Raw genomic sequence first — 18,487 nt, 5'->3', positions numbered from 1 at the left:
TTAAAAGCTTACTTATTGCTCAATTCTAGCTGGCGACTGATCTTTTCGAACTTCATTTGCAATGGGAGATATTCAGTATTTGCCCATAATGAGTTCATATTGCGGTACAGCTTGCTTTGCACCCATCCAGACTGACCAGTTTGATATATGAAGACAGATTTTTCTAGGTCTGATAAATCGTAGACTGTTCGTAAGCTTGGCGCTTGCAGAGTCTCGTAAGGATTTTTAGACCGTAAAAGCTCCAATCGGCCCACATTGACTGAAAAGCTATCTCCTGGAAACGGCGTTTTAATATTAAATAAACTTCCTAAAACTGGTACTTTGCTAAATGGGCGATGCTCAGATATGGCGATATGTGCTTTTCCCCAGGCCCATGATTTAGGATCGTTGCCATACTCTTTACTGAGGTAGTCCAGGGCTTTGTCCAAGGCAAGATTGGATGACTCTAAACAGGATTCAACGGATTCAGTTTTTGGATCATCGCACCAAGGGCTATTTGGGTTTTGAACTTGATTGAGCAGAGGCGCACGATAGTTGCGCGCACCATAGTTATCGGTAAATAAATAACCTAAGCGTGAAAAAAGATTGCGCGTCAGTTGATCAGCCCATGCATTAAAGATCAGCGCGCCTGCGCTATCAACCCTCATATCACCATTAAAGTTCCTAGCGATCTCCATCGCTTGTGTGCTGAGCGGGTGAGAAGATTGACTGGTCTTAAAGAGTTCGAGTAGAGGTGTTGCGCCTAGCGAGAGCGTATCGCCTTGCATTGTTTTCATATCATCAAATGAATGAATATTTTTAGACTTTATGAGATCGACAATACGGTGATAGCGCGTTGGCAATTCCCAATCACCCGTTAAAGGATTGGGATCATTGGTGGCCACTATTTTTTGATTGGCTGTAGCAATCCAGCCTTGCTCAGGATTATTGCTAGCAGGTAATTGCTCAAAAGGAACATAGCCATTCCAGTCATATTGTTTCTCCCAACCAAGTGCGGGCGCTACTCCATATAAGCCCTGATGCAACTGTCTTTTGGGTGCAATACCAGCTGCTTGATAGGCAATATTGCCTTCAGTATCTGCCATCACCACATTTTGCATGGGAGCGTAATTTTTTCGTAGTGCCTGCTTAAATTGATCGAGATCGGCAGCGCGATTGATTTCTAACAGCCCTGCAACAGATTGGTTTTCTACATCAAGCGCTGTCCAGCGCAATGCCAGCGCATAACGATTGACATCAATTGCACGTTTCGCTCGCGCATAAGAGTCTGAGATCACAGGCCCATGTCGAGTTTCTTTGACTAAGAAGGTGAGAGAGGGTGCGCCCTTGATGTCGATGATCTCTTGATGCACTTTGAAGGGAAGTGGGCCGTCCGGACCACGATACATCCCCGGATTCTTAGAATCAATTTGTTCAATATACAAATCTTGTACATCGGGTCCGGTATTGGTGAAGCTCCAAGCAAACTTATCTGTTCTTCCTAAAACTACAGCCGGAATTCCTGGGAGTGTTCCGCCAATCACGTTCAATCCTGGAGCTTCCAGATGTGCAAAGTACCAAATAGCTGGGGCAGATAGTCCTAGATGAGGGTCATTCGCCAACAATGGTTTGCCAGTACTGCTCAGCTTTCCACTGAGGGCCCAGTTATTCGAGCCAATGCCATCTTTGCCGCCAAGGTAATCCCATTGGCTCAATTCAGTAGCGGGTAAGTTTTGAGGTTTGCTTTCCCCTGGGCCGGGCGTGGGATGAAACACTTTGAGCTCTTTATAGAGCTTGGCAAAATCCATATTGCTGACGGGTTCATCGGGTTCATTTGGTGGAGTTACATCCCATACTTGTTTGGTGCTGAGGTATTGAGACAGCTCCAGTCTTTGTAATTCTCTATGCCAGTTACCGCCAAGGTCATACGCCATCATCAACATCCAGGCAACGCTATCGGTAGGAGACCAATGACCTGGCTTAGAGCCTGTTAAGAAATACTCTATTGGAAGCGCCCATCCTAACTGCGCATTGCCGGCATTGACGCCATCTGCATATGCTTGCAAGAGTCGCTTGGCAGAAACGGGGTAGCGATCAAATTGGCGTTCAGCTGCACGCTTGATTCCGAGAGTGCGCACAAAGCGATCAATCTTGACAGTGTCGTTGCCAAGTATTTCTGAGAGGCGACCGCTTGCAATGCGCCGATTCATTTCCATCTGCCAAGAGCGCTGGTTGGCATGAAGGTAACCTAATGCAAAGTAGGCATCCGCCTGACTTTTGGCTTTGATGTGCGGAATCTCAACATCATCAAATGTGATGACAATGGAATCGCCCAAGCTTTTAATGGTGCGCTTACCGGAGATGTTAGATTGCGCAGAATATAAATAGGCAATAGCTGCCGCTATAAGCACTATCAGGCACAGTCCAGTCACCCATAGGGCGACTCGCAAAAGCTTGCTTAATCCAGTAGATTTGCCCGGTAATTTCATTTAGATATTTTAGTGGTTTTGCTAGGTCTAGCCTTGGTTAGCCGGCCAATCGAAGCTCCAGGGGCTTGCATGCTAAAATTTGGTCTGTCTTGATTTATTTAGCACGGCTGTATTGTTAGTGCGAGCCCGAGTGGTGAAATCGGTAGACACAGCAGATTTAAAATCTGCCGACTCAAAAAAGTCGTGCCGGTTCGATTCCGGCCTCGGGCACCAAAGACACTCATACCTCACTTATGAACTTACCAAAACTCTTACTTTGTTCTTGCTTGACCTTGTCATCTGCGCTCGCATGGGGCGTTGATGTGATGGAATTTAATTGCAAACGCTCGGAAAAGGGCTATACCGAAGAGTATGAGATGAAAATCATGCTTGCGTCAGGCACTCAAAAAGCCAAGGTATTTTTAGATGGTCGTGACTTAGATCAGTCCGATAATTTTGGATCTCAAGTCGTCAAGAGCGTCACTCTTGCGCGACCTAATATTCTGATATTGATTGAGGCAAAGTTTCAGCCTGAAGAGCTGATGGGGGTTTCTTATCCCGCTGGTAGTGTTGTGACCAACATTACTCTTGATCCCATCACAGGCAAGTTCAGGAAAGTAGAAAAAATACAGGGCGGTATTTTGGGTGCAACAATCGGCAACGGCACCCACATCAGCGATGAGACTTGCCAGGTATCTAAACTGCCTTACAAGATTAAATAAGGCCAAATAGAGCCAATCGGCAGCAAGCAGCAGCAAGCAGCACTTAGTTTGGCTCGGTCACAAACCCCAATTTAGTTAGGCCAGCACGGCGAGAAGCAGCCAATACTTGCGCTACATACTCATACTTCACTGACTTATCAGCGCGCAGGTTAATTTCTGGCTGCGGCTCTTTCTGAGCGGCTTTCTCTGCATAGCCATCAAATGTTTTGAGATCAATCGCTGTGCTATTCCAAAAGATTTGGCCATTCGCATCAATCGAAAGCTGAACTGACTCGGGCTTGACTTCATTGCGAACGCTATTGGCTTTGGGTAACTCGACTTTTACCGCCTGCTGTATCACGGGCAGCGTGATGATGAAAATGATTAACAGTACCAACATGACGTCCACCATCGGCGTCATGTTGATTTCCGACATAATGCTGTCGTCGTTTTGGTCGTCTTGAATATGAAAAGACATCACTATTCCCCGGAATTAACGCGAGCACCAGTTACAAAGTAGGCTAATAGATCATTGCCAAAGCGATTGAGGTCTGCAACAAATAATTTATTTGCGCGGTTGAGTACGTTAAAACCTAAAACAGCCGGAATTGCCACAGCAAGTCCGAGGGCGGTCATGATGAGCGCTTCACCAATGGGGCCGGCGACTTGGTCAATCTGCGCGCTGCCAGAGCTGCTGATAGAGATGAGGGCATGGTAAATACCCCACACTGTTCCAAAGAGACCAACAAATGGCGAGATTGCGCCTGTAGAACCCAGAAAGGTAAGTCCTTTTTGTAGTCCGGCAGCAATGCTATCAATGCTATTTTTTACACTTCGCGACATCCACTCTGAATAGTTCAGTGTTTGCAGTAATTCACGATGATTGGTAGATTGATTTTGGTGATGCGCTGACGCCTTAATGGCGGATTTAGCAATTTGATAATAGGGATTAGATGCATGGTTGCTAAATGCCTGTAAACCTTGATCAAATGAAGTGGCACGCCAGAATTGCTCGAGCTCAGGTTTGAGTTTACGCAGATTGCGTAAGTCCCAAAGACGGGTTAGCAAAATAACCCAAGTCACAATGGAGCAGGTGAGAAGGATGATGGCTACAAAACGGGTAATCGCATCGCCTTCAAGCCAGAGATTTGCTATGCCAAATGGTGTATTCATATTGATTAATTCTTGAGGTTAAATTTAATTAAAAGATTGGTAGAAATTCTTTGGGGTGTGCCATTTACTATAAAAGGTTTAAAGCGATAGCGTTTGCCAATTTCAGTGGCGGCACGATCCAGTCTTGGAAAGGTGCTGGACTGTAGCAATGCCACATCTTCTACGCTACCCGTTTCATCAATGATTAATCGGACTACAACAGGGCCTTGCTCGCCAGAGCGTTTCGAAAAGGATGGGTAATACGCATCGGCATCTGGCTGGTAGACCACAACCAGTTTACCAATGTCGGTTTGGATCGGGGTCCCGCTGGCGCCTCCGCTAGTGGCAGGGGCTACAGCAGCATTTTGTGTTTGCGCTTCAGATTTACTTTGAGACTGGTTTTGTTGCTGTTGTTGCTGTTGTTGCTGTTGTGGTGGCGTTTGCTGTGCCTGGTTTGGGCTAGGCTTCTCAGTTGGTTTTTCTGGAGGCTTTTCTTTTACTACCTTTTTTTCAGCTTTGGGCTTCGGTGCGGGAGCAGCTGGTGCTTGCTGACTCTTATTAGCCGCTTCTGGGCTAACCAAGTTTGCCATCACACGTGCATCATCCATTTGTGGAGGGCGTTTACTGAGGTGAATGAACTCCAGAGCAGGAAGGGCATGCAAGAGTAATACGATGCCGATGATGATGCGTTCACTTTTATTGAACGGTAGGCGAGCATCTAATTTTTGAAGCCAGGTACTCATCTGACTTCACCTAAGCTCTGCGCTTGCACTGAATGTGACGCCAAGTCAGCTGACATTAAATCTTGCGCCATTGATAGCAATGATTTTTCATTCTTACTGCTTAGCAATAATACTGAACCAAACTCAGCACTCGAGCTACTTTGCTTAAGGGCATCCAGTTGTCTTTTTAATTGCCTCACAACGGCATCGCTGGTGTCAATTAATGTGATGGACTCACCCAGTAACTTGCGAATTGCTTTCCTGAGGAAAGGGTAGTGTGTGCAACCAAGCACTATGGTATCGGCACCAGCATCCTGAATAGGCTCAAGATGTTTAGCTAATAACTCTAAGGTTTCTTGGCCATCGGCCTTGCCAGACTCTATGAGTGGTACCAGCCCAGCGCCCGCCTGTTTGATGAACTGACAATCACTCGGCAGGGTTGCCAACAGCGCATTGAATTTATCGCTCTTCAGAGTGGCTTCGGTTGCTAAGACGCCCACGATATGATTTTGGGATTGCATTGCCGCTGGCTTAATACCTGGCTCAACACCAATAATGGGAATAGACAGTTGTTCGCGGATTTGTTTGATCGCTTCTGCAGTTGCAGTATTGCAAGCAATCACAATGGCGTCGCAGCCTTTGTCTGCTAAATGGCGACATAACACTAAGCTACGTTGCGCAATCCAGTCACTTGATTTTTCACCATAGGGCGCATTTTCAGAGTCGGCTAGATAAATGTAATCGTGCTCTGGAAGCTGACGCAGAGCCTCATCCAAAATGGATAAGCCTCCAACGCCAGAATCAAATACCCCGATGAGTGCCAATGATTTACCGTGCTCTTTAATTACTAACTTAGTAATTAAGCAACCTTAACGGGAATACCAGCAATTTTAGCTTGCCACTCTTTAGGACCAGTTTCGTGCATAGAAATACCTTCAGAATTCACGGCAACAGTCACCGGCATATCCTTAACATCAAACTCATAGATCGCTTCCATGCCCAAGTCAGCAAAGCCAACGACTTTGGATGTTTGGATTGCTTTGGATACCAAATAAGCAGCACCACCAACAGCCATGAGGTATGCAGACTTATGATTCTTGATTGCTTCAATTGCTACAGGACCGCGTTCAGCTTTACCAATCATCGAAATCAAGCCAGTTTTCGATAGCATCATCTCGGTGAACTTATCCATGCGTGTTGCTGTTGTAGGTCCAGCAGGGCCCACAGCTTCATCGCGTACTGGATCTACCGGGCCAACGTAATAAATGACGCGATTCTTAAAGCTGACCGGTAGTTCTTCACCTTTAGCCAGCATATCTTGAATGCGTTTATGTGCTGCATCACGGCCAGTCAAAATTTTGCCGTTCAACAATAGTGTTTCGCCTGGTTTCCAGCTGGCAACTTCTGCAGCTGTCAATGTATCTAAATTCACACGCTTGGATTTTTGAACATCTGGTGTCCAAGTAACGTCTGGCCAATCTGAAAGAGAAGGTTTTTCCAATTTAGCTGGACCATCACCATGTAAATGGAAATGCACGTGACGAGTGGCCGCGCAGTTTGGAATCATGGCTACTGGCAATGAAGCAGCATGCGTTGGATATTCCATAATCTTGATATCGAGCACAGTTGCCAAGCCACCAAGGCCTTGTGCACCAATACCTAGCTTGTTTACTTTGTCGTAGATCTCTAAGCGCAATTCTTCAGCGCGAGTTTTAGCTCCACGGGCAATGAGTTCCTGAATATCAACAGGGCCCATCAGTGATTCTTTTGCCATGAGCATGGCTTTTTCTGGTGTGCCACCAATACCAATGCCGAGGATGCCAGGAGGACACCAGCCCGCACCCATGGTTGGAACAGTTTTCAGAACCCAGTCCACGATCGAGTCAGAAGGGTTAAGCATTACCATCTTTGCTTTATTTTCAGAGCCACCACCTTTAGCGGCGCAAATGACCTCAACATCATCACCAGGGACGATTTCGTAATGAACAACAGCGGGAGTGTTATCGCCGGTATTTTTGCGTTTGCCTGCTGGGTCGGTTAACACCGAAGCGCGGAGCGTATTGTCTGGGTTCAAGTAAGCACGACGAACCCCTTCATTGACCATTTCAGTCACGCTCATGGTGGCATCTGGCCACTGGACGTTCATGCCAATTTTGAGAAAAACCACCGCAATACCGGTGTCCTGGCACATCGGACGGTGACCTTCGGCGCACATCCGGCTATTCGTCAGGATTTGAGCGATCGCATCCTTTGCTGCCTCGCCTTTTTCAAGCTCATAAGCCCTCCCCATGGCAGTAATAAAGTCTTTAGGGTGGTAGTAGGAGATGAACTGAAATGCGTCGGCAACGCTTTGAATGAGGTCGTTTTGTTTGATATTGGTCATGGTTTTAGGCTTATTTCCACATTATTAGTAAGGTTTGCCCTATTTTAAGGGTTTGCCATAGAGCAAATCCCCAGTGTTTTCACTTATCTTCTAAGGTCTTGAGGGTGTAAACCTGTCATTTTGCGACATTTTTTCGCATTTGTAGTTGATTTTAGTTTATTGATTATTTGATAGAGGGCTGTGAAGCATGGAACCATTAAAACAAGAAAACCGCGTATTTAACCCACCTGCAGACTTTGTAAAGGGTGCGGCTATTCCAGGCATGGAAGCCTATAAGAAGCTTTGTGATGAAGCAAATACAGATTACAACGGTTTTTGGGGTCGTCTTGCTAAAGAGAATCTTTATTGGAAAAAACCATTTACGAAAGTTTTGGACGAATCCAAAGCACCTTTTTACAAATGGTTTGAAGATGGCACAACCAACGCTTCTTATAACTGTTTAGATCGTCAAGTTGATGCTGGTCTTGGTGATAAGACTGCCATCATTTTTGAAGCCGATGACGGCACAGTTACTAAAGTTACTTATAAAGAAATGCTCGAGCGCGTTTGCAAAATGGCAAATGCACTACGTAAGATGGGCGTCAAGTCTGGCGATAGCGTCATTATTTACATGGCGATGACCATCGAAGGTATTGTGGCAATGCAAGCATGTGCTCGTATTGGTGCAATTCACTCTGTTGTGTTTGGCGGCTTCTCAGCCCAAGCATTGCGCGATCGCATTATGGACGTTGGCGCAGTTGCAGTGATTACTGCTGATGGCCAGTTCCGTGGCGGCAAAGCATTGCCACTCAAAGCTATTTGCGACGAAGCCCTGTCAACAGGCGAGTGCCCTAAGGTTAAGCATGTCATCGTGAGCAAGCGCACTGGCACAGACGTTGCTATGCAAGCAGGTCGCGACGTATGGATGCAAGAAATCGTTGCTAATGAGGCAACTACTTGCGAACCAGAGTGGGTAAGTGCTGAGCACCCATTATTTATTCTGTACACATCAGGCTCAACTGGTAAACCAAAGGGTGTGCAACACTCCACTGGTGGTTACCTCTTGTGGGCAATTCTCACAATGAAGTGGACTTTTGACATTAAGCCAAACGATGTGTTCTGGTGTACTGCCGACATTGGTTGGGTAACAGGTCACTCTTACATTACTTATGGCCCACTCGCAGTAGGCGCTACTGAAATTGTGTTTGAAGGCGTTCCTACATATCCAAATGCTGGCCGTTTCTGGGAGATGATCCAAAAACACAAAGCATCTATTTTCTATACAGCACCAACCGCAATTCGTTCATTGATCAAGGCATCTAGTAACGATCAAGCCGTACATCCAAAGAGCTACGATTTGTCATCACTGCGTCTCTTGGGTTCTGTGGGTGAGCCAATCAATCCAGAAGCTTGGATGTGGTACTACGAGAATGTTGGTAACTCCAAGTGTCCAATCGCCGATACTTTCTGGCAAACAGAAACTGGCGGCCACATGATTTCTCCATTGCCAGGCGCAACACCAATGATTCCAGGTTCATGCACATTGCCATTGCCAGGTATTCAGGCGGCAATCGTTGACGAAGCTGGCGTTGATGTTCCAAACGGTCAAGGCGGCATTTTGGTTGTGAAGCGTCCATGGCCTTCTATGATTCGTACGATTTGGAATGATCCTGATCGTTTCGTGAAGTCTTATTTCCCAGAAGAGTTGGGTGGTACTTTGTATCTGGCTGGTGACGGCGCAATCCGTAATAAAGATACTGGTTACTTCACTATTACTGGCCGTATCGATGACGTCTTGAACGTTTCCGGTCACCGTATGGGAACCATGGAAATTGAATCTTGCTTAGTTGCAAATCCATTGGTTGCTGAAGCTGCCGTAGTTGGTCGTCCAGATGAGTTGACTGGCGAAGCAATTTGCGTATTCGTAGTGCTTAAAGGTGGTCGTCCAACCGGTGAAGATGCTAAGAAAGTCGCTACTGAATTGCGTAACTGGGTTGGTAAAGAAATTGGCCCAATTGCTAAGCCTAAAGATGTTCGTTTCGGTGATAACTTGCCTAAGACCCGTTCTGGCAAGATCATGCGCCGTCTCTTGCGTGTGATCGCTAAAGGCGAAGAGGTTACTCAAGACACCTCAACCCTTGAAAATCCGCACATCTTGGACCAACTCAAAGAGTCTCTGTAAGCGTCTAAATAGGCTTTTAGAGGCAACCCTTTCGGGCAACCGTATAATTGACGGCTGTACGGAAGGGTGGATGAGCGGTTTAAGTCACACGCCTGGAAAGCGTGCGTAGGTTAATAGCCTACCGCGGGTTCGAATCCCGCCCCTTCCGCCAAGTAGTAACCAAACCACCTTCGGGTGGTTTTTTATATGCCTTACGAGATGTAATTTTCGCGAATTGAGTGCTTGAGTGCTCAAGATAACTTATCTTCATATTCCTTGGCTGCCTCATAAGAACCAACCACACCAAATAAGAGTAAGTTTTTTCATTTACTTCTTTGTTTTGCTTTTTGACTTTGAGGATCTCTGAGGTGTTACTACAAATTAGATGACGCTCTTTAAGAACAGTATTTAATCCTCAAAAGATCAAGAACTGAGGGATTATTATGGCAACATACTTTTAAGGGAATAAATATGAAACTCAATACAGACTATTTATTACGTTTTTTAGCAAAATCTATTTTTATTAGCCTAATATTTTTTGATGTAGCCCACGCTCAATGGATTTTTGCTGCTCGCCATGTCGCCGGGCGCATCAATCAGATGACGCAAGAGGACTCGAGCGGAAATCCTGTCTCTCAATTTGCAACTGTAATTATTGATGCTCCAGCACAGAGGGTTTATGCGACTGCGGTTAATGTGGCCAGTCAAAATTCAGCAATCAGCATTGTTTCTCAAGACTCACAAAATTTAAAATTGAAAGTAACAGAGGGTGCTGGAAGCGCTTCTCTAAGCGTAGTTCCGCTGAGTGAAAAATCATCTGAAATCATGATTTCAGCTACACCACTTTCACAAGGCCAGGATTTGACTACTTCTTCGGCTGTCAATTCCATTATGAAAATTTGCAACCAACTTAATAAAGTATGTAGGCTGGGCGCAAATTAACTTAAAACTTTCTGATATTGAGTAAGCCTAGCAATCAGAAATAAAACAACCTGAACAATGGAGAAAACATGATTTTTACAATGTTATTAATGGATCGTCCCGGTACTGCAGACTTGCGCGTACAAGTTCGCCCTGAGCACCGCGCCTATTTGGCAAAAATGGCTGACCGCATGGCTTTTGCTGGACCCCTTACCTCCGAAGATGGCAAGACGACTTTGGGTAGCTTGATTGCTATCGACTTCCCGAGTAGGGCAGATGTGGATGCATGGTTGAAAGATGAGCCTTATACAAAAGCAGGCGTGTACGAGAAGCCGATCATCAACGTATTCAACAATATGTGGACTCAAAAGGTTGGCTTTCCACCAGCACAATAATTTTGTATTGCATTAAATGGTATTGACTCAATTACCTCGCTTCAAAAAATGGCTGATCAGGCTCACCGTCTTGGCGCTCTCCTGTGTCGTCATCTTTTGGGTGGGGGCCCACCTCCTTGTCCCTGGATTCATCAAAAAGTCCGCTTCAGAATTTGGCGCCAAGATTGGTTATGACATTAGCTACCAAGACCTGAGCATTTCTCCATTAAGGCTGAAGATAGAGCTTGATGGCTTTCATATAGCGAAGTCGGGCGGTTCAAAATTACTGGAATTTAAAAAGCTGGCTATTACTGCCAAATGGACAAAATTAGTCCTAGGTGAATTGGGTTTTGATGAAATATTGTTGGTTGAGCCAAAAATGTTGGTGGAAAGAAGGCTGCCAAAGAGCGCGCATTCAGGAGGCTGGAATTGGCAGGAATTCATTTCTACTATTGAGAAAGCAATGCCGCCAACAGATCCCAGTAAGTCCAATAAACCACTCAAGATATCAATTGATGAGCTACTGGTGAGTTCTGCCTCATTAAGCTTGCTAGATGACTCCACTAGGTTGAAGGAGGAGCTTAAGCCCTTTACGATGAAGTTGCTTGATGTAGCCAACTATGACAAGCAGGGGGTGGTAACAGGTATTCGTGGTCAATATGACTTTAGTCTTGGAGCGCTTCAAGTATTGGTACCTGGTATTAACAAAACCATTTCTTATCAGCGCGTTGCCATTGCAGGTGGATTGGATAATCCTCAGCCTGGTAAGTTGGGCGTGCAATTGAATGTGAAATTAGATGATGGCGCTATTCGCTCTCACTGGGACTTTAATACCGACTCAAAATCAGTAGATGGCAAGCTGGAACTTGAGAATCTAGCAACCGCTCCACTCATTGCACTTTTGCCGGCCAATAAAGAGTTAATCGGTAAAAGCGGCGCTATGAACTCGACGCTCACTATGAAATTTGGACCTGATGCCGATATATTTGCGGGCGACATTCATATTTCAGATTTGGCAGTTCTAGAAAAAGATCAAAAATATCCGCTAATTGTTTGGAAGATGGCCGATATTCGTCAGTTTGAATATAAAAGCCTGAAATCAAAGCAAGCTCCCACCAATAGTCTTTCAATTAATGAGTTGATTGTTGATTCACCAACGCTTCAATTTGAAATCAATGAAGATGGATTTTCAAATTTTAGAAGATTGTTTTCCAAGCCTGCAAGCGAGCAGAGGGCTGAGCTTGCTGACGCCCCTAAATCAAACGCTGCCTCCACCTTCAATCTTGATATTCGCTCCACTAACCTCAAGAACGGCGAAGTATTCTTCGCAGACTTGGCAATGCGCCCCCATTTCAAGGTAGATGTTAAGAAATTCAATGCCACGCTCTTGGGTATTAGCAATACACCTGGGCGTTTTGCTACGGTTGCAATGGATGGCGTAGTTGCAGGCTCCGGAAGTATGCGAGCTAAAGGGCAGGCATCCTTCGATGACCCACGCCGTAATCATGACATCTTGATGACTTTCCGCAATTTACCGCTCACTGCATTCAATCCTGCTGTCATGACTTTTGCTGGATATCAAATTGCAAGCGGTCGTCTGAATCTCAATTTAAATTACCGTGCAAAGGATGGCGAGTTAAACGGCAGCAATCAGATCATCATCAAGAAAGTAGTGCTTGGCGATGAAGTGCCAGACTTTACCGGTAAAAAATTGCCTTTAGGTTTAGCCATTGCTTTGCTCGAAGACTCTGATGACACCATCGATGTCACTATCAAAATTGCAGGTAACGTGGATTCGCCAGAATTTAGTGCTAGTGGCTTGGTATGGCAGGCCATCAGCAATGTTCTAAGTAATATTGCTACTGCACCATTCAGGGCCTTGGCGGCATTGATTGGTATTGGCGATGAAGAGGGTGTAAATGCCGTCCCAGGCGAGGCTGTGTTTCTAGCAGTTGATCAAGATCGCTTAGAGAAGTTTGGCGAGTATCTCGTCAAGAGACCCAATTCCAGTTTAGAAATTATCGGTACCTATGATCCTGTCCAAGACCGCAAGGAGCTTGCTAGGGCAAAAGCAGACTCCGCCATTTTGAAAGATGCTGGATTTAAATTAATTCCAGGAGAGCCGATATCTATTCCAAGCTTATCGGACCCTAGAGTGCAGTCAGGCCTGAAGTCAGCGTATGCGCAATATATTGGTCGCATCAAGCTAGGGCAGCGCCTATTGATGTTGCCTGATGGTGAGCAGCGTAATGAGCAATTACATGCCGAGCTCATTGCGGGAATGGAGATTGCCGATGCCGAACTGAAGGAATTAGCCCAAAGTAGGGCGAAAGCTGCTTACGAATTGATGATTAAATCCGATTCCAGTCTCAAAGACAGGATTCAGCTGGGCGAGGTCAAAACGGTAGAGGCAGGAAAAGAGGGCATTCCACTCGATGTTGAAGTCAGAATCAAGTAGACTTGAGGTCATGAATTCAACAAAAATGCGCTTTATCTCCATCTTCACGCTACTTGCTGTTTTGGGCCTCACTGGCTGCGGTTCCATTGAATCAGCAGCCCAAGACGACTGCACCTCGATTGGCTGGCAGATTGGTAGTAAGGGCTATCAGGACTGCTACAAAGCAAGACTGTATGAGCGCAAGTTGGATTACTCCCTTCCGCCAGGCGACAAGCCCTCCCCATCCTTCATTTAATTAGGGTAAACCCTTGATTCAAGTCCTTGAGCGCCGTCAAGGACTTGGGGTATTAAATAACCCAAAATAAAGCGTTATTTTGCGCATCTCAAGTCGTCTAAGTATTTGGCTTAGCAGGACTTTTGGTGGGCAAGGTGTTAAAAATGCTGCATCAATGCAAAGCAATAAATATAAAAATTAGAGACTACAAAATATGAATCATCCAAAGCCTTCTGGAGAAGTCAAAGCAATTGCTGTTGCAACTGCAGATGATTTGAGGGAAACCATTCGTCGTAAGAGTAAGTTGAAGGGTCGTCAAGCTGATGATGCCTCCATAGCGGAAGTGCGCAAACTCATTGGAGATGCCCCACATCGCAGAGACTTACTTATTGAAAATCTACATAAGCTCAATGACGAATATCGCGCTTTGCATGATCGTCATTTAGTTGCCTTAGCAAAAGAAATGAATCTGCCAATGGCAGAGGTATATGAGGTTGCCACTTTCTATCACCACTTTGAAGTCGTGCGCGGCAATGATCCAGTTGCAGACATCACCATTCGTGTTTGTGATGGCATCGCTTGCGAACTAGCTGGTGCGCAAAATCTATTGGCTAAATTGCCGGGTATCTTGGGTAATCCAAATATCAAAGTCATTGCAGCCCCATGCGTAGGTCGTTGCGAGCAGGCGCCTGTAGCGGTAGTTCATCAATGCCCAGTGCTTTTTGCTACAACCGATAAAGTTTCTGCTGCTGTCAAAAATAAGTTGACCACACAGCCAATGGCTAAAGATGATGCTGTGTTTGAGCCTGCAGCTTTAGCGGAGCAGGGCGTATCACCACAAGGTGAGATGCAAGCCGTTTCCCCTGACTATGTTGGTTACGAGTCATATCGTGCGCAAGGTGGTTATGCACTTGCTAAAGAGATCCATGAAGGTAAGAAAGATGCTGAGAGCATCATCAAGGCGATGGAAAGCTCTGGTCTACGCGGATTGGGTGGCGCAGGATTTCCGGCGGGTCGTAAATGGCGCATTGTGAAGGATCAAGTTGCTCCTAAATTAATGGCTGTGAATATTGACGAAGGTGAGCCAGGAACATTTAAGGACCGTACTTATTTAGAGCGCGATCCACATCGCTTCTTGGAAGGCTTATTAATTGCCGCCAATGTAGTCGGTATCGATGCTTGCTATATCTACTTGCGCGATGAGTACCATGGCTGTAGAGAGTTGCTTGAGGCTGAGTTAGCAAAACTCAAAGCCAATCCACCGTTTAAATTACCTACGATTGAATTGCGTCGTGGTGCCGGTGCCTACATCTGCGGTGAAGAGTCCGCCATGATCGAAAGTATCGAAGGTAAACGTGGTGAGCCACGCATGCGTCCTCCGTACATTGCACAAGTTGGTTTGTTTGGTAGACCAACGCTCGAGCATAACTTTGAAACCTTGTACTGGGTGCGCGATATTGTTCAGCGTGGCCCTGAGTGGTTTAGTTCATTTGGTCGTCATGATCGCAAGGGCCTTCGTAGCTTTAGCGTGAGCGGTCGCGTGAAGAGGCCGGGCGTGAAGTTGGCTCCTGCTGGCATCACCATTCAAGAATTGATTGATGAATACTGTGGTGGCATGCAAGATGGCCATAAGTTCTACGGCTATTTACCTGGTGGTGCATCAGGCGGTATCTTGCCCGCCACTATGAATGATATTCCACTCGACTTTGATACCTTGCAACCTTATGGCTGCTTCATTGGTTCTGCTGCAGTGATGGTGTTTAGCGATAAAGACAAAGCACGCGATATGGCGCTCAACGTCATGCACTTCTTTGAGCATGAGAGTTGCGGTCAATGCACTCCTTGCCGTGTAGGCACAGGCAAAGCTGCTCAATTGATGCAAGCCAAGTCTTGGGATCAGGAAACTTTAGAAGACTTAGCCACAGTAATGGTGGATGCTTCTATTTGCGGTCTTGGCCAAGCAGCACCAAACCCTATTCGTTGTATTCATAAATATTTCCCAGAAGAAGTGAAATAAGCTACTTATAAAAAATAGGGAATCACGAGACATATATGAACGCACCCACAAATCCTAAAGAACTTGAATTGCAAACCGTTGAGTTCAAGCTAGACGGCAAGACGATCGTATCCTATGAAGGTGAAACCATCCTCAAGGCTGCCAAACGTCACGGTATTGATATTCCACATCTGTGTTTTAAAGATGGCTACCGCCCAGACGGCAACTGCCGTGCTTGCGTGGTGGAGATTAATGGTGAGCGCACATTAGCGCCAAGTTGCTGCAGAAGTGCAACGCCTGGCATGGAAGTAAAGGCGAATAGCGAACGCGCAATCAAGAGTCAAAAATTAGTTTTGGAGATGTTGCTCTCTGATATGCCTGATGAAGGTTTTAAGTGGGTAGGCGATACCAAGGAAGAAGAGCAAAAAAATCAACATGGCGAACTCAGTACCTGGGCAGCACGCATGGATGTTACCGTTCGCCCGGAGCTCAAAGCAATTCGCCGTGAAAAAGTCAGCAGCGATATTTCTCATCCGGCGATGGCGGTCAATCTAGATGCCTGTATTCAATGTAATCGCTGCGTACGCGCTTGTCGTGAAGAGCAGGTCAATGATGTGATCGGCTACGCGATGCGTGGCGCTCAAAGCGAAATCGTTTTTGACTTAAATGATCCGATGGGCGATAGCACCTGCGTAGCTTGTGGCGAATGTGTGCAAGCCTGCCCAACTGGCGCATTGATGCCTAAAGGTTTAATCGGTTCGCAAAAAGTCGACCGTAAGGTGGATTCCGTTTGTCCATTCTGCGGCGTGGGTTGCCAAATCACATATAACGTCAAAGATGAAAAAATTGTCAGCGTTGAAGGTCGTGATGGTCCAGCCAATCACAATCGTCTTTGCGTTAAAGGTCGCTTTGGTATGGACTATATCCATAACCCACAACGCCTGACTAAGCCACTTATTCGTAAAGCAGGTGTTCCTAAGGATGAATCTATTCTGGAAGGCAAACAAGACTGGTCAGACATCTTCCGCGAAGCAACTTGGGAAGAGGCCTTGGAATTGGCTGGTGGCGGCCTCAAGAAACTGAAAGATCAATACGGCAATAAAGTATTGGCAGGCTTTGGCTCGGCAAAGGGCAGCAATGAAGAAGCTTATTTATTCCAAAAACTGGTACGTACCGGTTTCGGTAGTAATAACGTAGACCATTGCACCCGTCTTTGTCATGCTTCATCAGTTGCGGCGCTTCTAGAAGGTGTTGGTTCAGGTGCAGTAAGCAATCAGGTGAATGACGTTGAGCATTCCAGCATGATTTTCTTGATTGGATCTAATCCAACGGCCAATCACCCAGTGGCAGCCACTTGGTTTAAGAATGCTGCTAAACGTGGTGCAAAAATTGTATTGTGCGATCCTCGTGCAACAGAGATTAGTAAGCATGCCTGGCGTACGATGCAGTTCAAGCCAGATACTGATGTGGCAATGCTCAACGCCATGATCTATACGATTATTGAAGAAGGCTTGGTTGATAAAGACTTCGTAGAAAATCGTGCTAATAACTTTGCAGCTTTAAAAGAAAACATCAAGGGCTATAGTCCTGAAGCAATGGCACCAATCTGCGGTATTCCAGCAGAGACGCTGCGTGAGGTGGCTCGTGAGTTTGCGACTACCAAGTCAGCGATGATTTTGTGGGGCATGGGCGTAAGCCAGCACGTTCACGGCACTGATAATGCACGCTGCTTAATTGCTTTGGTGAGTATCACCGGTCAAATTGGTAAGCCAGGTTCAGGATTGCACCCATTGCGCGGTCAGAATAATGTGCAGGGCGCCAGTGATGCTGGTTTGATTCCGATGATGTTCCCGAACTATCAGCGTGTGGACAATCCAGAAGCCCATGCTTGGTTTGAGAAGTTCTGGGATACGCCTTTAGATAAAAAGCCGGGCTATACCGTAGTAGAGATCATGCATAAGATCACTGCACCTGATTCTGATCCGGACAAGATTCGTGGGATGTATGTCGAAGGTGAGAATCCTGCGATGAGTGACCCTGACTTAAATCATGCGCGTCATGCTTTGGCATCTTTAGAGCATTTGGTTGTACAAGATATCTTCATGACAGAAACAGCACTCTTGGCTGACGTAGTATTGCCAGCAAGCGCTTGGCCTGAGAAGGTAGGTACGGCAAGCAATACTGACCGTATGGTGCAAATGGGCAAGAAAGCCATCAATCCTCCGGGTGATGCAAAGCCAGACTTGTGGATCATTCAAGAGATTGCTAAGCGTATGGGTCTCAATTGGAACTATCCAGGTCCTGACGCCGGTGTTGCAGCTGTATATGATGAAATGCGTCAAGCCATGCATGGCGCTATTAAAGGCATTACTTGGGAGCGTTTGGAGAAAGAGTCTAGCGTGACTTATCCATGCTTATCAGCAGAAGATCCAGGTCGCCCCATTGTGTTTGATGATGAGTTCGCTACACCTGATGGTAAGGTGAAGTTGGTTCCTGCTGACATCATTCCAGCAAATGAGCGTCCAGATGCTGAGTACCCATTTGTATTGATTACGGGTCGTCAGTTAGAACATTGGCACACCGGCAGTATGACTCGCCGTGCAACCGTGCTCGATGCAATTGAGCCTATGGCTACTGTGTCTATGAATGGTGAAGACATGACTCAGTTGGGTGTATCCGCTGGTGATGTGATTACTGTTCAGTCTCGTCGTGGTGAAGTAGGTATTCACGTGAGAAGGGATGACGGCACACCAAGAGGCGTAATCTTCATTCCGTTTGCTTACTATGAGGCTGCTGCTAACCTCATTACGAATCCTGCGCTAGATCCATTTGGCAAGATTCCGGAGTTTAAGTATTGCGCTGTCAAGCTGGCCAAAGGTGGTGAAGTAGCCCAAATCATGGGATACGGTACCAATGCCCCAGGCGGCTCTAAGGTGATGTCTAACGTTTAATTTACATTGTCGTAAATCAAAAAAGGGC

General features: G+C 46.1%; 14 protein-coding genes and 2 tRNA genes. 10 read left to right on the top strand and 6 right to left on the bottom strand.

Going from position 1 to position 18,487, the window contains the following annotated elements:
- Positions 1 to 8: 8 nt before the first annotated feature.
- A complete protein-coding gene (locus PKF022_RS05670; protein WP_281776151.1) occupies positions 9 to 2,468 on the bottom strand; it encodes a penicillin acylase family protein in 2,460 nt (819 codons plus the stop codon).
- 124 nt (positions 2,469 to 2,592) lie between these two features.
- Between PKF022_RS05670 and PKF022_RS05665 the strand changes: the two genes are divergently transcribed.
- Positions 2,593 to 2,681: transfer RNA gene (locus tag PKF022_RS05665), tRNA-Leu, on the top strand.
- Between the two features lie 20 nt (positions 2,682 to 2,701).
- Positions 2,702 to 3,169, top strand: a complete 468-nt coding sequence (locus tag PKF022_RS05660; protein WP_281776150.1) for a hypothetical protein — start codon at positions 2,702 to 2,704, stop codon at positions 3,167 to 3,169.
- Positions 3,170 to 3,212: 43 nt separating this feature from the next.
- Here PKF022_RS05660 and PKF022_RS05655 read toward each other — a convergent pair whose 3' ends face one another.
- The 5 genes from PKF022_RS05655 to PKF022_RS05635 are packed head-to-tail and all read right to left on the bottom strand — an operon-like array spanning position 3,213 to position 7,405.
- Entirely contained in the window at positions 3,213 to 3,626 is a 414-nt protein-coding gene (locus PKF022_RS05655) for a biopolymer transporter ExbD (RefSeq protein ID WP_215359180.1), read from the bottom strand.
- Between the two features lie 2 nt (positions 3,627 to 3,628).
- Positions 3,629 to 4,321 carry a MotA/TolQ/ExbB proton channel family protein gene (locus PKF022_RS05650; RefSeq protein WP_281776149.1) on the bottom strand — a complete coding sequence of 231 codons (693 nt, stop codon included), beginning with the start codon at positions 4,319 to 4,321 and terminating at the stop codon, positions 3,629 to 3,631.
- 5 nt (positions 4,322 to 4,326) lie between these two features.
- Entirely contained in the window at positions 4,327 to 5,043 is a 717-nt protein-coding gene (locus tag PKF022_RS05645; protein ID WP_281776148.1) for an energy transducer TonB, read from the bottom strand.
- Entirely contained in the window at positions 5,040 to 5,846 is an 807-nt protein-coding gene (murI, locus tag PKF022_RS05640) for a glutamate racemase (RefSeq protein WP_281776147.1), read from the bottom strand. Before murI ends, PKF022_RS05645 begins: the two co-directional genes overlap by 4 nt.
- Before the next feature lie 35 nt (positions 5,847 to 5,881).
- Positions 5,882 to 7,405 (bottom strand): fumarate hydratase, encoded by a 1,524-nt coding sequence (locus tag PKF022_RS05635; protein ID WP_281776146.1) that lies wholly within the window; start codon positions 7,403 to 7,405, stop codon positions 5,882 to 5,884.
- Positions 7,406 to 7,592: 187 nt separating this feature from the next.
- On the opposite strand from PKF022_RS05635, the gene acs reads away from it, so the two are divergent.
- The 8 genes from acs to fdhF all read left to right on the top strand — a co-directional run bounded on the left by acs (position 7,593) and on the right by fdhF (position 18,459).
- On the top strand, positions 7,593 to 9,566 hold the full coding sequence (gene acs / locus PKF022_RS05630; RefSeq protein ID WP_281776145.1) for an acetate--CoA ligase: 1,974 nt from the start codon (positions 7,593 to 7,595) through the stop codon (positions 9,564 to 9,566).
- A gap of 60 nt (positions 9,567 to 9,626) precedes the next feature.
- Positions 9,627 to 9,717: transfer RNA gene (locus tag PKF022_RS05625), tRNA-Ser, on the top strand.
- Between the two features lie 299 nt (positions 9,718 to 10,016).
- On the top strand, positions 10,017 to 10,487 hold the full coding sequence (locus PKF022_RS05620; protein ID WP_281776144.1) for a hypothetical protein: 471 nt from the start codon (positions 10,017 to 10,019) through the stop codon (positions 10,485 to 10,487).
- A 68-nt stretch (positions 10,488 to 10,555) separates the two neighbouring features.
- Positions 10,556 to 10,861 (top strand): YciI family protein, encoded by a 306-nt coding sequence (locus tag PKF022_RS05615; RefSeq protein WP_068323188.1) that lies wholly within the window; start codon positions 10,556 to 10,558, stop codon positions 10,859 to 10,861.
- A 16-nt stretch (positions 10,862 to 10,877) separates the two neighbouring features.
- On the top strand, positions 10,878 to 13,298 hold the full coding sequence (locus PKF022_RS05610; protein ID WP_281776143.1) for a DUF748 domain-containing protein: 2,421 nt from the start codon (positions 10,878 to 10,880) through the stop codon (positions 13,296 to 13,298).
- A gap of 10 nt (positions 13,299 to 13,308) precedes the next feature.
- A complete protein-coding gene (locus PKF022_RS05605; RefSeq protein WP_281776142.1) occupies positions 13,309 to 13,533 on the top strand; it encodes a hypothetical protein in 225 nt (74 codons plus the stop codon).
- Between the two features lie 193 nt (positions 13,534 to 13,726).
- Entirely contained in the window at positions 13,727 to 15,529 is a 1,803-nt protein-coding gene (locus tag PKF022_RS05600; protein ID WP_281776141.1) for an NADH-ubiquinone oxidoreductase-F iron-sulfur binding region domain-containing protein, read from the top strand.
- 35 nt (positions 15,530 to 15,564) lie between these two features.
- Positions 15,565 to 18,459: a formate dehydrogenase subunit alpha gene (fdhF, locus tag PKF022_RS05595; RefSeq protein WP_281776140.1), complete on the top strand. Its 2,895-nt coding sequence runs from the start codon at positions 15,565 to 15,567 to the stop codon at positions 18,457 to 18,459.
- The last annotated feature ends 28 nt before the right edge of the window (positions 18,460 to 18,487 follow it).

The sequence above is a fragment of the Polynucleobacter sp. KF022 genome, from assembly GCF_027924105.1.
Classification (GTDB): domain Bacteria; phylum Pseudomonadota; class Gammaproteobacteria; order Burkholderiales; family Burkholderiaceae; genus Polynucleobacter.
This window is presented reverse-complemented; position numbering and strand designations above follow the sequence as displayed.